19 protein-coding genes are annotated in these 18,232 nt (G+C 54.0%); 3 read left to right on the forward strand and 16 right to left on the reverse strand.

What is annotated here, in order from left to right; translation table 11 throughout:
* Window positions 1-171: 171 nt before the first annotated feature.
* The 4 genes from cydB to FYZ48_RS02955 form a co-directional block, all read right to left on the reverse strand.
* Window positions 172-1,212 (reverse strand): cytochrome d ubiquinol oxidase subunit II, encoded by a 1,041-nt coding sequence (gene cydB, locus FYZ48_RS02940; protein WP_149337367.1) that lies wholly within the window; start codon window positions 1,210-1,212, stop codon window positions 172-174.
* Window positions 1,213-1,217: 5 nt separating this feature from the next.
* The gene (locus tag FYZ48_RS02945) at window positions 1,218-2,576 is read right to left on the reverse strand and encodes a cytochrome ubiquinol oxidase subunit I (protein ID WP_149337369.1); all 1,359 of its coding nucleotides are present in this window, start codon (window positions 2,574-2,576) and stop codon (window positions 1,218-1,220) included.
* Window positions 2,577-2,637: 61 nt separating this feature from the next.
* A complete protein-coding gene (locus tag FYZ48_RS02950; protein WP_149337372.1) occupies window positions 2,638-3,597 on the reverse strand; it encodes a M28 family peptidase in 960 nt (319 codons plus the stop codon).
* A 57-nt stretch (window positions 3,598-3,654) separates the two neighbouring features.
* Complete coding sequence (locus FYZ48_RS02955) at window positions 3,655-4,461, reverse strand: sulfite exporter TauE/SafE family protein (protein ID WP_149337374.1); 807 nt, start codon at window positions 4,459-4,461, stop codon at window positions 3,655-3,657.
* Between the two features lie 125 nt (window positions 4,462-4,586).
* On the opposite strand from FYZ48_RS02955, the gene FYZ48_RS02960 reads away from it, so the two are divergent.
* Window positions 4,587-5,231, forward strand: a complete 645-nt coding sequence (locus FYZ48_RS02960; RefSeq protein WP_149337376.1) for a TlpA family protein disulfide reductase — start codon at window positions 4,587-4,589, stop codon at window positions 5,229-5,231.
* Here the strand turns inward: FYZ48_RS02960 and FYZ48_RS02965 are convergent.
* Entirely contained in the window at window positions 5,224-5,976 is a 753-nt protein-coding gene (locus FYZ48_RS02965; protein WP_145043463.1) for a DUF1614 domain-containing protein, read from the reverse strand. The two genes, FYZ48_RS02960 and FYZ48_RS02965, sit on opposite strands and share 8 nt — an antisense overlap.
* Window positions 5,977-6,202: 226 nt before the next feature.
* Between FYZ48_RS02965 and aroC the strand changes: the two genes are divergently transcribed.
* Both aroC and FYZ48_RS02975 read left to right on the forward strand, forming a co-directional pair.
* The gene (gene aroC / locus FYZ48_RS02970) at window positions 6,203-7,345 is read left to right on the forward strand and encodes a chorismate synthase (RefSeq protein WP_149337379.1); all 1,143 of its coding nucleotides are present in this window, start codon (window positions 6,203-6,205) and stop codon (window positions 7,343-7,345) included.
* A 19-nt stretch (window positions 7,346-7,364) separates the two neighbouring features.
* Window positions 7,365-7,784 (forward strand): secondary thiamine-phosphate synthase enzyme YjbQ, encoded by a 420-nt coding sequence (locus FYZ48_RS02975; protein ID WP_149337381.1) that lies wholly within the window; start codon window positions 7,365-7,367, stop codon window positions 7,782-7,784.
* A 30-nt stretch (window positions 7,785-7,814) separates the two neighbouring features.
* On the opposite strand, the gene FYZ48_RS02980 is transcribed toward FYZ48_RS02975, so the two are convergent.
* The 11 genes from FYZ48_RS02980 to FYZ48_RS03030 form a co-directional block, all read right to left on the reverse strand.
* Window positions 7,815-9,164 carry an outer membrane protein assembly factor BamB family protein gene (locus FYZ48_RS02980; protein WP_149337384.1) on the reverse strand — a complete coding sequence of 450 codons (1,350 nt, stop codon included), beginning with the start codon at window positions 9,162-9,164 and terminating at the stop codon, window positions 7,815-7,817.
* A gap of 57 nt (window positions 9,165-9,221) precedes the next feature.
* The gene (locus FYZ48_RS02985; protein WP_145190573.1) at window positions 9,222-9,950 is read right to left on the reverse strand and encodes a hypothetical protein; all 729 of its coding nucleotides are present in this window, start codon (window positions 9,948-9,950) and stop codon (window positions 9,222-9,224) included.
* Window positions 9,951-10,271: 321 nt separating this feature from the next.
* The gene (locus FYZ48_RS02990) at window positions 10,272-11,600 is read right to left on the reverse strand and encodes a Gfo/Idh/MocA family protein (RefSeq protein ID WP_149337386.1); all 1,329 of its coding nucleotides are present in this window, start codon (window positions 11,598-11,600) and stop codon (window positions 10,272-10,274) included.
* 141 nt (window positions 11,601-11,741) lie between these two features.
* Entirely contained in the window at window positions 11,742-12,368 is a 627-nt protein-coding gene (locus tag FYZ48_RS02995) for a gamma carbonic anhydrase family protein (protein WP_149337388.1), read from the reverse strand.
* A complete protein-coding gene (locus tag FYZ48_RS03000; RefSeq protein WP_149337391.1) occupies window positions 12,355-13,455 on the reverse strand; it encodes a DMT family transporter in 1,101 nt (366 codons plus the stop codon). The genes FYZ48_RS02995 and FYZ48_RS03000 overlap by 14 nt, the downstream gene beginning before the upstream one ends.
* The gene (locus FYZ48_RS03005) at window positions 13,439-13,648 is read right to left on the reverse strand and encodes a DNA gyrase inhibitor YacG (RefSeq protein ID WP_145043445.1); all 210 of its coding nucleotides are present in this window, start codon (window positions 13,646-13,648) and stop codon (window positions 13,439-13,441) included. The genes FYZ48_RS03000 and FYZ48_RS03005 overlap by 17 nt, the downstream gene beginning before the upstream one ends.
* 79 nt (window positions 13,649-13,727) lie before the next feature.
* Window positions 13,728-14,027 carry an FmdB family zinc ribbon protein gene (locus FYZ48_RS03010; protein WP_145043443.1) on the reverse strand — a complete coding sequence of 100 codons (300 nt, stop codon included), beginning with the start codon at window positions 14,025-14,027 and terminating at the stop codon, window positions 13,728-13,730.
* Window positions 14,028-14,067: 40 nt separating this feature from the next.
* Window positions 14,068-14,625: a nucleotide exchange factor GrpE gene (gene grpE / locus FYZ48_RS03015; protein ID WP_149337393.1), complete on the reverse strand. Its 558-nt coding sequence runs from the start codon at window positions 14,623-14,625 to the stop codon at window positions 14,068-14,070.
* Between the two features lie 86 nt (window positions 14,626-14,711).
* Window positions 14,712-15,848, reverse strand: coding sequence for a molecular chaperone DnaJ (gene dnaJ / locus FYZ48_RS03020; RefSeq protein WP_149337395.1), 1,137 nt, complete (start codon window positions 15,846-15,848; stop codon window positions 14,712-14,714).
* 175 nt (window positions 15,849-16,023) lie between these two features.
* Window positions 16,024-17,643 carry a chaperonin GroEL gene (gene groL / locus FYZ48_RS03025; protein WP_149337397.1) on the reverse strand — a complete coding sequence of 540 codons (1,620 nt, stop codon included), beginning with the start codon at window positions 17,641-17,643 and terminating at the stop codon, window positions 16,024-16,026.
* A 161-nt stretch (window positions 17,644-17,804) separates the two neighbouring features.
* Window positions 17,805-18,095: a co-chaperone GroES gene (locus tag FYZ48_RS03030; protein WP_145043434.1), complete on the reverse strand. Its 291-nt coding sequence runs from the start codon at window positions 18,093-18,095 to the stop codon at window positions 17,805-17,807.
* Between the last annotated feature and the right edge of the window lie 137 nt (window positions 18,096-18,232).

Here is an 18,232-nt window from a genome sequence, read left to right on the forward strand (position 1 = left end):
TTATTGTGCAGACCGGCTGAGGGAGGAAACATGGAGAAAACGGCGAAGCAGACATTTTGTCCGGATTGCAAACGGGCTGACTGGGATGCAGGGATATGTTGTTTTTCGGCAACATTTCCCTGCGCTTCGGGGAATCGTAGCTGATGCGGACAGCGATCCTTCCGAGTGATTTCAATGGTCGTCGGTTGCTGCAGCGGAAATGACTTTTGGTAGTGAACGAAAGAGGATCGTGAAATAAACGCCGACCAGTGTGATCCCGGGAATCCACCACCAGAGAGTGACGGCCAGCTTTTCGGGAGACGGCGACGTGTTATAAATCGTCAGATGATGCTCCGGATTCAATCCCGGTAACAGGTTCGGGTAGAGCGCAGCGGTGCCACCAAAAATGAACAGGTAGATAAATCCGACCGAACTCAGGAACGCGAACATCGGGCGATTCAGTCTGCGGAGCAACAGCGTGCCTCCCAGTGCCAGGCATGCCAGGATAGGCAGAATCCAGATCCACGGATGATCAGAGAAACTCGCCTGAGCGTGTGGCTGGACCAGGTAACAGGCGGTGAACATGATTAGCGTGAGGAGCACTGAGCCTCCCCATAACCAGTTAGCACTGGTTTGCGCTCTTTGATGAATAGCGCCGTCTGTTTTTGCAATCAGCCAGAGAGCACCATGATGCAGCAGGATCACTGCAGAGGTGATGCCTCCCAGAATTGTGAACCAGTCCAGAATGCCTGTCTGCTTGCCGATTCGGAAATTGGTCCACAACGGTTCGAAGAAGTCACCTTCTGCATTGAGGGGGACACCGCGAAAGACATTCGCCATCGCCGCTCCGAGAATAATGACCAGCAGTCCGCTGGAGACAAACAGCATCATATTCCAGAAATGGATCCACAGGGAATCTTCGAGAAAGTGCGGCAGCTCAATACTGATGGCCCGGAAGATCAACAGCCAGACGACCATCGTCAGGGGGAGATAGAAGCCGCTGAACATCGCACTCATAAAGCCCGGAAAGGCCATCATCATGGTGCCACCCGCGGCGATCAGCCAGACTTCGTTTCCATCCCACAGCGGGGCGATGGACTGCATAATCTGTTTCTGTTCTGACCGGTTTTTGGCCAGGATCAGATGCAGAACGCCGATTCCCAGGTCGAAGCCATCCAGCACGACATAGGTGGCAATCATAAAGACCAGTAATATTAACCAGAGTGTTTCCATCTCGCTTAAGTACCCTCTCCAGTAGCGATTTCAGCGTCAACTTGTGGCAGTCTGTCCGGTCCGTGGGCAATCAGGCGGGTGGCCAGGAAGAAATACAAAACGGACAACAGCAGGTAAAGTCCCAGAAAGCCCAGCAGGGTAAACATTACGTTCCCTTCCGAAATATTCCGGGAGGCACCGTCTGCGGTTTTCATTAATCCATAAATCAACCAGGGCTGCCGACCGATCTCAGCAGTAAACCAGCCTGCCGTATTTGCGATGAAGGGAAAGGGCAATGAAAGCATCAGCAGCCAGAGCAGCCAGCGTGTGGTGTGTAATCGCTGTTTGAGAGTGAAGACCATACTCAGCCCCATCAGTGCGATGAAGATCGTGCCTAAACCGGCCATAATGTGATACGAGAAGTAAAGCAGTTCAATATTGTCCGGCCAGAGATCGCGATCGTAGGCCGTCAATCCCTTCACTTCCGCATTCCAGCTGGCATAGGTCAAAAAGGAAAGCACGTTGGGGATAATGATCGGGTTATCGATCTTAAGTTCATCCAGGTTGGGTTGGCCGATCAAAACCATGCCGGCACCATCTTCGGTATGAAAGTGGCCTTCCATGGCTGCGAACTTGACGGGCTGATGCTTCAGCACCTGTTTCGCTTCCCAGTCCCCCGTAGGCATGACGGCGATCAGGCTGGCTGTAAAACCGACGATCACCGCGACCTTGAGATACTTCCTCGAGATTTCCACATGCTCTCGTTTCAGAAGATGGTAGGCAGCGATCGAAGACATGGTAAAGCTCCCGGTGATCACGGCGCCGGTCATTGTGTGCAGATATTGCTTGAGTGCCCAGGGATTGCTCAATAAAGCCCAGATGCTGGTGAGGTGGTAGACGCCGTTCTCATCGATGCGATAGCCTACCGGATGTTGCAGAAACGCGTTGGTACAGATAATGAAGTAGCCACTCAGCCAGGTGCCTAGCAGTAAGAGAAACGAAACACCCCAGTGCAGTTTCTTACTGAGTTTCTTCTCCCCAAAGATCAACAGGTACAGAAACGCCGATTCCAGAAAGAAGGCGAAGATGCCTTCCATCGCCAGGGTCTGGCCCAGGATCGATCCGGTGGACTTCACCAGTTGTGACCAGTTCGTCCCGAACTGGAATTCAAGTGGAATCCCGGTGACGACCCCCATGACAAAGGTCAGCCCGAATATTTTCAGCCAGAAGCGAGCGGCGACATCGGCCCAGGCGTGGCCGCGGAGCCCCAGTGTCTTGAGAATAAAAATCAGCAGTGCCAGGCCCATTGTCAGTTGGGGGAACAGATAATGAAACGAGGCGGTAAAAGCAAACTGCACGCGATGTAACAGGAGTGAATCCAGCATTCCTCTGATATCCAGACGCTGTGATCAGGGACTGGCTTTCGCCACGCGCCCTGGTTCAAGTTTAGTTTTTAACTTCGGGAATATTCTGTAACCAGTAAATCATGACTTTGCCCACTTTTTCCAGGCTCGCACCCGAGCAGGCACGGGGAACATCCCGTGTGGTATGCCAGGCCGGGTAATCGAAGTCGATGATGTCGCAGGTCGGAATCCCCGCGATTTCATTCAAGGGTAAATGATCGTCGCGGATTTCAAATTTTGCCTGGGGGATGAACTGTCTGACTCCCACTTTTTGTGCTGCCAGCCAGATGCTGCGCGTCAGCTGTGGAGCATACTTGATACTGTTCTTTTCCATGTAGATCGCGAGATTCTTATCGGCAATCATGTCGAACAGCACGCCGTATACGTATTCGTAGTCGCGCGGTTCCGATTTATATTGGTTTGCGAAATACTTGGAACCCAGAAAATAGGGATCGTTCTGTCGGTAGACCAGCTCTTCGCCATCAAAGAATACGAAATCGACTCCGTAGCCGTGGCTGATTTTGAGCTCGGACATCAGGTTGCCGAGTTCCATCAGAAAAGCGACACCGCTCGCCCCATCGTTCGCACCGATGAACAGACCCTGCGGGTTGTAGCGGTCGCGATCGGGAAAGGGACGTGTGTCGTAATGACAGGCCAGCAGGATGCGTTGTTTGGCATCCGGATTCCAGCTGACGATCATGTTGTTCATCCGCACGGGAGTGCCCCGGATGGGATGTGGCGCATCGAAGGACTGAAACTTAACCTGGGCCTTCAACTCGCGAAAATGTTCAGCGATCAGTTTCTGCTGTTCCGCCATGCCGGTCGAACCGCTGACGCGTGATTTCAAACGGCAGATTTTTGTGAGGTAGCCGAAGGAACGGGCGGCATTGAATTCAGGCTCGGCGGCACAAGCGTTGTTTACCAGACAGACGTAGATGACTGCCCCGATCATCAACGGGAATGAGAGTAAGAGAACGCGTCTGCCTGCCTGGGTAAATTGCATTTCCTGCCTGCTATCTGAAAAATCCGTTCAAAAATGGTCATCCCGCGAAGGTAGATTCTACATCAATAATAACCGGATCGACATACAAACTATAGCCACATACAGCACCGTACGTATGAATGACTCTCCTTTACTCACGGCCAGGTGTGAGCCGATCCAGCCTCCAATGGACATCCCTACTGTCAGGTACAATCCGGTTGCCCAGTATATTTTACCCTGCCAGGCAAAAATGCCGATGGCGGCAATCGTGTAAATCGCGACGATGAAGACCTTGTGCATGTTCGTACGGACCAGATCGATCTTCATCAGGTTGTTCATGATCGCAATCAGGATAAACCCGATCCCCGCTTGAATGAAACCGCCATAAAAGCCAGCCAATACCATCAACAGGTGTCCCGCCACCGAATGGCCTGCGGATTCTGCCGGCTCTGTTGCTTCCGTATTCACTTCTGCTGATCCGGTTGCCAGTTCCTCAGTGACATTCTGTGGGGGCTTTTTCTTTTTGCGTTGCCCCAGAATCATCGAGACCAGCACGCCCAGCATCACGGTTGCCAGGATGCGGTTAAACCAGACACCAGTGATTTTGGTTCCCAGGAACGCTCCCAGAAAAGTACCGGGCAACGCACACAACGCCAGAGAAAAACTGAGCCTGAAGTCGGAAAATCCCTTCTGCCTGAAACCGGCAATCGCTGTGAGGTTCTGTCCCAGGATCGCCACGCGGGCCGTTCCATTTGTGACAGCTCCCGGAATTCCCAGAAAGATCATCGTTGGCATCACAATCAGAGAGCCACCGCCGGCCAGAACATTCAGCATACCTGCAATCACACCGACGCCAGCCAGTAATAAATTCTGCCACCAGTCCAAGGGATTGACTTTCTATTCTGTCTCGGGGAAAGAGTTACCGATGGTCGTCACCTGCATCGGGGGGTATAATGCATGCTATCGGCGTCTCAGTGTAAAAGTTTCCGCAGCAGAGTACCAAGTCAATCATGGTGAATTTACGGCAAACCCCCGTAATCTTTTTTGAGGAAAAGTCGTTCTGGACCACCGTGTTCTGTTCGACACTTCTGATATTGAGCTCTGCCTGCCAGTCGTCGGAATCGACGGATCTCACTGAGGCTGCTTCCCCTGCCCAGGCATCCGATGAGTCGGTTACTCCCGTTCCGCTGGAAATCGGGGACTGGCGGCGTGTTGAAGAACTGATTCGAGAACACGCCGGCCAGATTGTTGTCGTCGATCTCTGGTCGACCTCCTGTCCCCCCTGCATACAGGAGTTCCCGGATTTCGTCGCTCTGCAGCAGCGGTTTCCTGAATCGGTGGTCTGCATCTCGTTCAATTGTGATTACTTTGGCGGGAAACGGCACCCGCCGGAATCATTCCGCCCTCAGGTGAAGCAGTTCCTGACAAAACAGCGGGCGCACTTTCCCAATATCCTGAGTAATGTTGCCGCTGAGGAATTCTTCCCTTCCATCGACCTGGCTTCGATGCCCGCGACCTATGTTTTTGATCGCCAGGGGAAAGTCGCTAAACGCTTTGACAATGATCATGGTTACTATGGCAAAGGGGGCTATACCTATCAGAAGGATGTGATCCCCTTTCTGAAATCTCTGGTCGAACAGCAGCAGACTAAATAACCAGGGCCGCGATCAGACCGGAGAGGACAATCCCGTCCCAGGTTCCCGCGCCACCAATACTGATGGAGGGGGCTTCCAGTTTTTTAAAGTCATTCCAGTGCATCAGGTCAGCACCGATCAGGGGACCGGAGATTCCAATCACGAAAGCAACCGGGGCACGCAGTGCTTCGAAGTCGCGACCGACTTCACCCGCCATCGGGGCGAGGATTCCAAAGCCCAGAATTGTGGAGCAGACAGCCACCAGCGGAGGAATGAAAAACGGAATTACAATTCCCATACCGGGTACCAGCCGCGAGGTGCGGTTGCAGATCAGAATATTCAACGCCATACCGAAAATCATGGCCAGGGTGGGTGTCTGACCTCCTGCAAAAATGTATCGCGAGAGCCAGATCGCCAGCAGGACCGGAATGACACAGCCTCCCAGATTGACGGCCACGATTGCTTCCTGACGCAGTTTCTGCATCTGAGGCATGATCTGCACGCCTCCCAGGGGGCCAAAGTAGGGAACATTCACCTCTTTATCCAGCGGGAAGCGAGCGATGGGGAAGTTGATCAGGGAACCGAAGATCATGCCGAACAGGACCAGAACCGCAGCCGTGGGGCTCAAATGCAGGTTTCTCAGTGCGGTTTCTGCCAGATTCACGAACATCAGGGGCAGGATGCATCCCAGAAAGATCATCAGGCTGAACAGCATGCAGCCAGCGGCCTGGGCATTAGCGTAGGGATTCGGTTGCGGGCTCGACACGGGTTACTCTTTCCAGTCTATCTCTGCGACAGAGCGGCTTTTAGATACATTTACACAGGAGACCGGCGCGCCGGGCCGACTCCCGCGACATTTTAGCGGCTGAAGTCGCAATTCTGCAGGTTTTCAGCGGGAATATTCCGAACAATTCCTACCTTCTCGGTGAATTCGACTACCAGATACATCTGGTGAGGATGATTTTCCCCGACGTCCCGCTACAATTCAAAGTATGGCAGGAAATTCATTTGGACAAGCCTTTCGGATCACAACAGCTGGCGAAAGCCACGGTCCGGGCAATGTAGTTATTATTGATGGTGTTCCCCCGGGAATCCCGATCAGCGTGGAAGATCTGCTCGTCGACCTCAACCGGCGTAAACCCGGGCAGAGCAAGATCGTCACTCAGCGGAAAGAAGCCGATCATCCGGAAATTCTGGCCGGCGTCTTCGAAGGTGTGACCACCGGCACGAGTCTTGCCATCCTGATCCGGAACGAGGATCAGCGGAGCAAAGACTACAGCGATATCAAAGACAAGTATCGCCCGGGACACGCCGACTACACCTATGACGCCAAGTACGGTTTCCGCGATTATCGTGGCGGCGGGCGTTCCAGTGCCCGTGAGACCAATGTGCGCGTTGCCGCGGGTGTGGTCGCCAAGAAAATCCTGCAGGCCGCATTCGGCGGACAGATCGTCGGCTATGTTACCCAGGTAGGGCATCTCAAAGCTGAGATCGCCGACCCTACCGCAATCACCACAGAACAGGTCGAACAGTTTGCTGATGGGACACCGAATCCCGTGCGTTGTCCGGACCACGGTCTGGCACAGGAGATGATCTCGTTCATTGATCAGATCCGCATGGATGGGGATTCAATAGGCGGAGTCGCGGAAGTCGTGGCTCTGAATGTTCCTCCGGGACTGGGTGAGCCGGTATTTGACAAACTCAAGGCAGACATCGCGAAAGCATTATTCAGCATCCCGGCCGTGCTGGGAGTCGAATACGGTTCCGGTTTTGGCTGTGCCACCATGCGGGGAAGCGAGAATAACGATCACTTCGTCGCGGAACAAAACGAGGGTACGCCGGTCATCAGCACCGATTCCAATCGGCATGGTGGTAGCCTGGGTGGCATTTCCACCGGACAGCCGCTGGTCTTCCGTGCTGCAGTGAAGCCGACCAGCAGTCTGCTGATTGAACAGCCCACCGTGACCCGCTCAGGGGAAGCGACGACGATCCGTACCAAGGGTCGTCACGATCCCTGTCTGCTGCCCCGGTTCGTCCCCATCGCGGAAGCCATGCTGGCCATCACGCTGGCCGATCACTGGTTACGCTGGCGGGCGCAGTGCGAAGCGGCACCGGAGCGGCCCGACCACGTTTAACAGGAAGGAGCCTTATCTCATGGCCTGGATACAGAAACAGATCCGACTTCCCGCGTTGCCGCGCGGTTTTCATATCGTCACTCGAGAAGTGCTCAGCGAAGTTCCTGAACTGTCCCAGATTGAAACCGGGTTGATGCATGTCTTCATCATGCATACCTCCGCCTCACTCTCGATTAATGAGAATGCGGATCCGGATGTCCCCGTCGATCTGGAAATGTCGTTCAACAAGATCGCCCCGGAAGCGTTTCCCTATATTCATACCTGCGAAGGTCCCGATGACATGCCGGCGCATGTGAAAGCATCAATGATCGGAAATTCGTTGACGATCCCCATCAGCGGCGGGCGTCTCTGCCTGGGTACCTGGCAGGGGATTTATCTCTGTGAGCATCGTAACCACGGCGGCAGCCGACGACTGGTCGTCACGATTCAAGGCGAATAGGCGCTGGTAACCAGCGCCTGTCACCACATCTTATTTGCCGACACAATACAGGTGCTTGTCCGAGCGGATAAACAGGTCGCCCCCATCGATGGCAGGCGAGGCGCTGAAATCTTCTTCGTCGCTTGTCAGACGATTGACGGCCAACTGTTCCAGTTTGTCGCTGGCTTTAATCACGTACGTTTCACCGGAGCGGGAGACGAAATAGATTTTACCATCTGCGGCCACTGGCGAGGAATAATCACTGCCGCGGAAACCGCCGCCTCCCCGTCGTCCGCCAAAACCACCCCCCCTGGCAGGTTCTTCACTGGCCGTTGATCCGCTATCGGATTCCAGTCGGCCCCGGAAGATCCGTTCGCCCGTTTTGGCATCGATGCAGTTCACGATGCCGCGCGAGAAGAAATAGATGCGTCCGTCATAAAGGATCGGTGTTTCGATACGATTCGCATCCCGGCCCGACCAGAGCACGTTTGACTTGGTCACATCGCCACTGCCGTCTACCTTGACTGCGATCGATCCACCACCGCGTCCTTCAATGCCATACACCACGCCGTCCTTGCCGGCGATTACACTGGAACAGTAAGTGTCTGTGTCCATGGCTTCGCAGTACCAGCGGAGTTTTCCATTTTCAGGATTCAGTCCCCAGATTTCATAAGGGACGCCGATCACCAGGTCGGTCCGCTCCTGGTTGACGGGGACAACGATGGGAGTCCCCCAGGTGGCGTTGAAACCCGTTGATTCCTGGCGCCAGACCTCATTGCCGGTTTCCTTATTCAGGGCCACCATGGCTTCGCTTTCTGCAGAAGCAGTGACGATCAGCAGGTCTTTGTAGAGAATCGGACTGGAAGACGAGCCCCAGCGACGAGGATCAAGTTCATCTCCGATGATGGTCTGCCAGAGTTGCTTGCCTTCCATGTCGTACGCGACGGCTCCCGACTTGCCGAAATAGGCGTAGACGTGTTTCCCGTCTGAAGTGGGAGTATGTGAGGCAAAGCCGTGTTCGGCGAACATGCCGGTATAGACATCTTCCGGGAGCACCGGTTTCACGCTGCGATCCCAGAGTACTTTTCCGGTCTTGCGATCCAGACAGATCAGATGTCGTCTGAGATCTTTCTGATCTCCGGGCGGCTCATTCCGGCTCATCCCGTAGCCCGACCAGCAGGTGACAAACACTTTGTCACCCACAATGATCGGGCTGGATGAACCGGGACCTGGTAGAGCCACTTTCCATTTCAGGTTTTTCTGACTACTCCACTCGGCAGGCGTAGCTTGTGTTTCGTCAGAAACACCCGATCCGTTTGGTCCCCGAAAACGCATCCAGTCTGCCTGAACGCTTGAGGAAATCAGCATCAACAAAGCGAAGACAGCAACGCGGGACTGCATAAAATCGTCCTTTGAAAAACAGGATGCGCTGGTGAACCAGACGGAAACAATGGGTCTTTAATTATCAGAGTTGTCCGATTCGGGGCGTTTCGGGCGATCGCCGTCTGAGTTGCGACGTCCCCGATCACCACCACGGTCACCACGATCTCCACCACGCGAGCGGAAGCGGGCGTTGAACTGTTCTGCAGTTTTAGTCAGTTCTGCTTTATCCAGCGCCTTGTCCTTGTTGGTGTCGATGTTGTCGAACATTCTCTGCATACGTTCGGGAAGCTCGTCCTTGGTAATTTTCCCGTCTTTGTTTTTGTCGTTGGCCATCATGCGTTCCACGAAGTCCCCGCCACCATCGCCATCGCGACGTCCGAAGCCACCACCGAATCCGCCACCAGGACCACGACGATCGCCATCACGACGGCCAAAGTTACCGAAGTCGGGACGCAGTTCTTCCTGTGACAGTTTACCGTCTTTATCTTTGTCCAGTTTTTTCAGCGAAGCGGTGGCGTTTTCCATCTCTTCTTTGGAGATTTCGCCGTCTTTGTTGACGTCCAGAACGACGAAAATCGGGAGCATCATCATGAAATTGCCGCGTCCGCCCGGACCACGATCACGCGGCCCTCGTTCACCATCACGTGGCCCACGTTCCCCATCACGGGGACCCCGTTCACGACCTTCGGGGCGATTACCACGCTCGGGACGGTCTCCTCCTTCAGGAGGTTGAGCTGAAAGCATGCTTGTGGCACTGATAGCGAGCAGGGTCGTGCCAACTGAAAGTAGACGAGTCAAACGCATCTGAGAGTCTCCGAACTGGAAATTAGAAATGTTAAGTTGATTCTATCAACAAGGTTATAGAAAAGACTGTCGAAAGGGGGCAGACGAAGTTCTGCCCGATCTTGCCAGTCTTAACGTAACTGCTGGAACTCAAGCTACAAAGATCAAACACGGAAGACGAGAAAATGTTTCGAAAAACTCGTCTTTCACCAGAATTTCATCGAGTTCGAAAGATGACTCCAAAGTCAGCTGATTTAAACAAAAAAACGCCCGCAGTCAGCCTGCGGGCGTTGGTCTCTGCGATTCGTGCTGAAGTGATCAGTGTTCCTCAGCTGAATCCGATTATTTAAAAGCGGTGATACCCGGCATGGCGACGGGCGGTACCGGCATCGGGCCCCACTCGTAGCTTGCGGGGGTCAGGTCTTCCTGCGAATTCATGGCTTCGTCCCAGGTAATGCTCTTACCGGTATAGGCAGCCATACGACCCATGATCGCCAGCATGGTGCTCTTGGTCATGTAGTCACCATTGTTGATCGGGTTACCGGAGCGGATGCTTTCGAAGAATTCATCGTGCTCGACCTGATACATGTTCTTGCTTTTGTCGCGGAACTGCCAGGTCTTTTCCCCTTTGGGATCATAGATACGATGCTTGAAGACATCGACGCGTCCCTTGGTGCCGAAGACGTGGTCTGAAACATCGACAGCACAACCATCCTGCTGACGGCAGCGGCTGAAGCCTTTGACACCGTTGGGGTATTCGTAGACGATTGCGAAGTGGTCGTAAATGTGACCATACTCTTTACCGGTACGTGTCTGGCGGCCACCAGTACCACTGCAGGAGATCGGAGTTTCATCTTTCATTGTCCAGGCCATCTTATCCAGGCTGTGGACATGCTGTTCGGTGTTGAAGTCACCGGACAACCAGGTGAAATAGAGCCAGTTGCGCATCTGCCATTCCATGTCGCTCCATTCCGGCTCCCGCTTGAACATCCACAGACCGCGGGTGTTGTAGCTGCACTGGATTGCCATCACATCGCCGACGGCCCCTTCATGAATCTGTTTGAAGGTTTCCCGCATGCCCTGGTGATAGCGCCAGCAGAGACCGGAAACGATCGACAGATTTTTCTCTTTGGCCAGTTTGCAGGTTTCCATGACGGAACGAACGCCCGGTGCGTCGACGGCGACCGGCTTTTCAGCGAAGACGTGTTTTCCTGCTTCAATCGCGGCCCGCAACTGCATGGGGCGGAAGTGAGGCGGCGTGGTCAGCAGAACCACGTCCACACAGTCGATGACTTTCTGATAGGAATCAAAGCCGACGAATTTATGATCCGCGTCGACCTGCACCTGCTCGCCAACCGGATTCTTTTTCAGGTTCTTATAACTCTTGTCCAGATGATCGTAGAATGTGTCACCCATCGCGACCAGTCTGGCGTTTTTATCAGCGGCAAGTGCCTGGGCGGCTGCCCCGGTTCCACGACCACCACAGCCCACCAGACCAACGCGGATTTCATCGCTGCCGGCGGCAAATACACTGGATTGCAGTGCGGCTGAGGGAGATGTTCCAGCAAAGACGCTGCCTGTCAGAGTCGATGCAGCGACGGCTGCAGAACTGGATTTGATGAAATCACGACGCGTCGTCGACGCGGGAGTTGGAGTCTTTTCAGTATTCATAAGAGGATCCTGAGTTAATTAGTTTCATTACAAAATTGATGCTTTAGGATACCATGGCGGCTACTCTGTTTACGAGGCAAAAATGCGATCTGCTGGTAGTTTTTTGCAGAGCCTTGAACTCGTGAACAGATTACGCGTTGTTTACTGAGTGAGCCGGTCGATATGTTCGCGACCAAACCGCTGCAGGCTGGCTGCACCAAGATTCACATAATGCTGCCAGGTGGCCTGCAGGCGTTCCTGTTGTTGTGGCGTGAGTACTTTGATCTGGCGGGCAGGACAGCCGGCCCAGAGTGTTCCAGGGGGCACATGGATGCCTTCCCGTACCAGCGCTCCTGCGGCGATTAACGCACCTTTTCCAATGACACAGCGGCTGAGGACCGTGGCGCAAATCGCGATCATGGCATCGTCTTCCACCACAGAGCCATGCACGATGGCCGCGTGTCCTAGCGTGACGCGGTTTCCCAGGATACAGGGATGTCCATAATCGGTGTGCAGCACTGAGCCGTCCTGCACGTTCGTCTCTTCGCCAACTTCGATGTATTCCAGGTCCCCTCGTAAGACGCACTGATGCCAGACTGTGCTGCGGGCTTTGAGCCGCACGCGTCCCGTGACGATGGCATCGGGAGTCACCCAGGCGGTTGGATCGATGACCGGATAGGAGTGCAGCGCTTCCCAGTCACAGTCGACATCAGGATAAGGCAGCTCCGGAGGCGTCGGGATGCTGTCTGCTTTGAGAGGCCATTCTGGTGATGATTCATGGTTGTTCATGCGAGCTGACCTCCGGTTGCGTCGTGTCATCTGGTGACGTCTTGGAAAGTGAACTGTTGGGGATCGCGGGGCGTTTCTTCTCCATCAGGAACAGACCGCCGATCGTCAGCGCCGTTCCGCTCAAGAGCCAGACCGTCAGTTTTTCATCAAAGAAGAAGACGCCGGCAAACGCAGCCATCGCGGTCTGCGAGGCATTGAGCAGGTTGACCCGTGTGACCGTGAGGTGCTTCATGGACGCCCCAATGGCAAAGAAGGCGATGGCATTCATGATGCCGCCCACCAGCATGACCAGGTATTGCCAGGGAGTCGTGATCCACAGGATTTCGATGCCGAGTCGATAGAAGGCCACGCCACTCAGACAGACCATGCCGGTCGTGCTGATCAGTACCAGTGACGCGGAGATCGACATCTCTCCGCGCACGCTACCCCGAATCATGACCCCACCGGCTCCATACGCGCAGCCGGCCACACAGGCAACAAAGATGGTCAGAGCAACCGTCACCATTGACCGTGTATGGTGCTCCATGTGTTCGAATACAGATTCTTCCGCCTGGTGCGCTCCCAGACTGAGCACGACAATGGCAGCCGTCAGGATGACCATTGACGCAAACATGCGCGGGGTAATCGACTCTTCCAGGAACAGGCGCCCCAGGATGGCCCCGGTGGCGAGCAGGGTTGCAAAACAGAGTGGAACCGTGAAGGCCAGTCCGCCCAGGCTCAGCGACCATTGAAACATGACGTTCCCGCCGAACTGCATGAGCAGCCCAGTCAGAATCAGGGGAATCACCAGTCGCCGGGGAGGCAGAGCCGGTAAGCCTTTAGAACCGCGATAGGCGACCAGCGTCCAGCCCACGATGGTCGCTGGAACGGATTTCAACGCGGAGATCCAGATGGCCCAGTCGGCGTTATTGTCGACCGCGGCTTCCCGTAGTGAGATGTTGGCAGCAGTGTAGGCCAGCGCAGAAAGCAACCCGAACAGTGTGCCTTTGACTACGGGAGACAAGCCTTCGCTCGCCTGCTTCTCACTCTGAGCTGTCGCGGCGGATTCAGAAGGGTTCGCTGAAGACGCGTTAGAAATCTTGTTCACCCTCTTGCTCCAGGCGCTGCAATTCGATCAGCCGCGGATCCAGATCTTCCACAATGGCATAGCGTCCATCAGACCAGCGGAAGAAATCGACATCCCGGCACTTCTTGCTGCAGAATGGAAAAGCAGACTGGTCGTCACCAGCTTTTGTAGTGACGACCTTGCGGCAAATGGGGCAGGTTTGAGGTTGGATCATGGGAGCCTCAGACGAATAGAGTAGCTGAATCGGCGTCTGATTCTCTTATAGATCATTCCCGGTCAAATTTCAAAGGTAATCAGGAATCCTTGGAACCGCTCTTGGAAGAGGATCCGGAATCGCTGCTGGAACTTTTGGATTCCGAACTGGCGGACTGTGCTTTTGAGTCGGCTGCAGCTGCTTTTTTGTAAGAACTGCTGCGGTAATCCGTTTCGTAAAAACCGCTACCCTTGAAAATGATACCGCCGCCGGCACCAATGATGCGTTTGGCTTTCAGCTTGCCACACTCCGGACATTTACGAAGTGGCTTGGCAGTGATGGACTGAAACACTTCCCACTGGTGATGACACTGGGAGCATTCGTAATCGTACGTTGGCATCTTTCGATTCTCTCAAAAAACAGTGAATGTAGAATACTGATCAGTTTTCAGCAGGTCCCGAGGAGACAATCACTTTACTCGGACGCACCACCCGGTCGTTCAGGATAAAGCCCTGCTCCAGTTCCTGGATAACAGTCATCGATGGATATTCGTCAGAAGGCATCTGCTGCAATGCTTCGTGCAGGTTCGGATCGAAGGGCTGCCCGACCGCTTCAATGGCTTTGACATTATTTTTCGCGAAGACATCCAGGATCTGCTTGGCCACCATTTCGACACCGAGCTTCAGGTCGTTGACGTTGTCTGCGTTTTCAGCAGCTTCCACGGCCCGTTTCAGGTTATCCAGTGCGGGGAGCATGTCCTGTACAAAAGGAGCTGCCGCGTATTGACGCAGTTCAGCCAGTTCCCGCTGATGACGTTTGCGTGTGTTATCCAGCTCAGCCTGGGAACGCAGAAAACGGTTCTGGTTTTCGTCGCGTTCAGCCAGAGCGGTTTCGAGTTGTGTTTCGACTGAGGTTGAGCTCTCTACTGCTTCCGTTTCGGCTGCAGCAGATTCCTGTGTCTGATTCTGAATGTCTTCTGGTTGTTCCTGATCTGTCATGCTTCTGACCTGTAACTTACTCTATCTATTAAAATTGAGAAGATGAATCGTTGAAAACGATCTCGACTGTGATTAACCAATTCTGATTATTCAGCGTGCGTGAAATATTCCTTGAGTTTATCGAAGAACGAAACCCGACTCGGGCTGCGATGCTTGGAAACTTCCGTGTGTTCGATTTCAGCCAGTTCCCGGAGCAGTTCTTCTTCCCGCTCCGAAATTTTACGAGGTACATCAATCTGCACGATCACATGCAGATCTCCGCGTCGTCCGCCATGCGGATTCGGCATACCCAGTCCCTTCAGGCGGTAGACTTCACCCGGCTGTGTTCCGGCTTTGATCTTCAGTTCGTGCCGTCCTTCCAGGGTCGGAATTTCAATCTCGGCCCCCAGAACCGCCTGGGTATAGGTAATCGGCACATGACAGCTCAGTTCCTGCTCCTGGCGACGGAACAAGGGATGTTCATCGACGCTGACGACAACATACAGATCACCGCGGGGGCCGCCGTTCTGGCCCGGGTTGCCTTCGCCTCTCAGGCAGAGCTGCATACCGTTATCAATTCCGGGAGGGACTTTGATATCCAGTGTGATTTCCTTGGCGATGCGTCCATCACCGCGACAGTCCGAACATTTTTCGACAATCACCTGTCCGGCACCGCGACAACGGGGACAAGTCGTCTGGACGCGGAAAAAGCCCTGAGACTGCACAACCTGGCCGGCTCCGCCACAGTAATCACATTCCTGGGGATCGGTTCCCGGTTTGGCTCCAGAGCCGTGGCAGGTTTCACAGGGCTCCTGACGCATGATCTGGATTTCGCGCTCGCAACCTGAAGCTGCTTCCAGCAGATCAATCTCGATTTTGGTTCGCAGGCTTTCACCCTGACGTGGACGATTTCCCCCGCGAGTGGAACCGCCGCGGAAGCCGAACCCTTCAAACAGGTCTCCGAATGCGCTGAAGATATCAGACACATCGTGGAACTGATGCCCGCCCCCCGCGCCAAAATCGGCGGCATGTCCGTAGCGGTCGTAGTGGGCCCGTTTTTGATCGTCGCCCAGAACTTCGAAGGCTTCCGCTGCTTCCTTGAACCGTTTGATGGCTTCTTCGTCACCCGGGTTACGGTCCGGGTGATTGGCGAGCGCCATCTTCTTGTAGGCTTTTTTTATCTCAACAGTGGTCACGTCGCGCGATACGCCGAGAACTTCATAATAATCGCGTTTCGTTGCCATAAATACAAACTCATCATTTTAAAGTAGCGAAATATCTCCGGTCCGCTGCGGAGGAATTTCGGTTTCAAACAGCTCAATCAGAACTGAAAAAAACGGGCCACCTTATTTCGGCGGCCCGTCTGAGATTACATCATTTCGTCTGAGTTCGAGATTCGATTTCAGACTGCAGCCGAAATTATCTTACACTGCCTTCAACGTCGGCCAGTTTACCACCTTCAGTGCTTTCACTGCGAGTGATAAGAACCTGGGTGGTGAGCATCAGGCCTGCGATTGAGGCGGCATTTTTCAGAGCGTTCTTGACAACCTTGGCAGGATCGATGATGCCGGCTTTGAACATGTCAACATATTCGCCGCTGTAGGCATTGTATCCGTTGGCGCCACTCAGCTCTTTGACTTCGTCAGCGATTACCGCACCGTCAACACCGCAGTTTTCTGCGATCTGACGAATCGGGCCTTCCAGGGCACGGGCGACAATGTTGATGCCGATTTTCTCGTCATCGTTCTTGCCTTTGACCTTGGTGACCGCTTCGATGGATCGCAGCAGAGCCACGCCACCGCCGGGAAGAATTCCTTCTTCGACAGCAGCACGAGTTGCGTGCAGTGCATCTTCCATACGGGCTTTGGTCTGTTTCATTTCTGCTTCGGTGGCTGCACCGACAGAGATGATGGCGACGCCGCCGGTCAGTTTTGCCAGGCGTTCCTGGAATTTTTCGCGATCGTATTCGCTTTCGGTCTTCTGCAGCTGTCCGCGGATCTGGGCGACGCGGGCCTGCAGGGCTTCGGTATCGCCGGCACCTTCGATCAGCGTGCAGGAGTCTTTGGTGATTTCGACCTGCTTGGCCTGTCCCAGCTGGGCCAGTTCGACAGATTCGAGTTTGATGCCGAGATCTTCTGAGATCACGGTACCACCGGTGAGAACGGCGATGTCAGCCAGCATGGCTTTACGACGGTCACCGAAGCCGGGAGCTTTCACGGCAGCGATATTCAGAACGCCACGCAGTTTGTTCACAACCAGGGCAGTCAGCGGCTCACCTTCGACATCTTCAGCGATGATCAGCAGTGGCTTACCAGTCTGGGAAACTTTTTCGAGCAGTGGAACCAGGTCCCGCAGAGCGGAAATCTTGGATTCGTGAATCAGGATGTAGCAGTCTTCCAGGATACATTTCATGCCTTCGGTGTCGGTCACGAAGTAGGGAGAAATGTAACCTTTGTCGAACTGCATCCCGTCAGCGAAGGAGAGAGTGGTTTCGTTACCCTTACCTTCTTCAACGGTGATCACACCATCGCGACCGACTTTTTCGACCGCATCAGCGATGAGGTTGCCGATTTCGTTGTCATTGTTGGCGGAGATGGCACCGACCTGAGCGATTTCTGCTTTGTCGGTTACCGGCTTGGCCAGGGCTTCGATGGCTTCGACAGCTGCTTCAACGGCTTTGTCGATTCCACGGCGAACGACCATCGGGTTGGCACCCAGTGACAGACCACGCAGACCTTCGGTGTAGATGGAACGAGCTAAAACTGTGGCAGTGGTCGTACCGTCACCAGCGATATCACTGGTCTTGGTTGCGACTTCATTGACCAGTTTGGCTCCCATGTTTTCGAAGGGATCTTCGACTTCCACTTCTTTACTGACTGTAACACCGTCTTTGGTGACCACGGGGTTACCAAAGTTTTTATCGATGATCACATTGCGCCCGGTGGGGCCCATGGTGATGGCTACAGCGTCGCTGATGGTTTGCACGCCTTTTTGCAGCTTGGTACGTGCGCGATCTTCAAACAAAAGTTGCTTTGCCACGCTTATTGACTCCTCTGTTTAACAGGAACGAACATTTGATCGGATTGCTCCGTTCTCCCCTGCGTGATTTTGGTTTGAATTAGACTCTCAACTCAGAGCAGAGACTGAAGTGCCGTGGGCACGTTCAGTCTCAGTCCGGTATTCCGATAAAAGAACGTTCTTTATTTCATGATCTTGGCGAGAATGTCGCTCTCGCGCAGAATCTTGACTTCCTTGCCGGAAACTTCAATGTCGGTTCCGCCGTATTTGCCGTACAGAACTTCGTCGCCGACTTCAACGGCAACCGGGCAGCGTTCGCCGCTTTCCAGCAGACGTCCGGGACCAACGGCGATCACAGTGCCACTTTGTGGCTTTTCCTGTGCCGTGTCAGGCAGCACGATACCACCGGCAGTGGTTTCTTCAGCAACATTGGGTTCAATAACAATACGGTCATCAAGGGGATTCAGTTCCATTAAGTTAACTCCCGATTATTCCAGTAAGTCTGGTTGTATTTGTGAAGCCGGGATTCAGACCCGGTATAAATTGTTACAAACAACAGGCGGAGCCCGGTACAGGCCCCCCATCGATCTGCAGAGAGATCGACGATACG

The organism is Gimesia chilikensis, assembly GCF_008329715.1.
GTDB classification, from domain to species: Bacteria; Planctomycetota; Planctomycetia; order Planctomycetales; family Planctomycetaceae; genus Gimesia; species Gimesia chilikensis.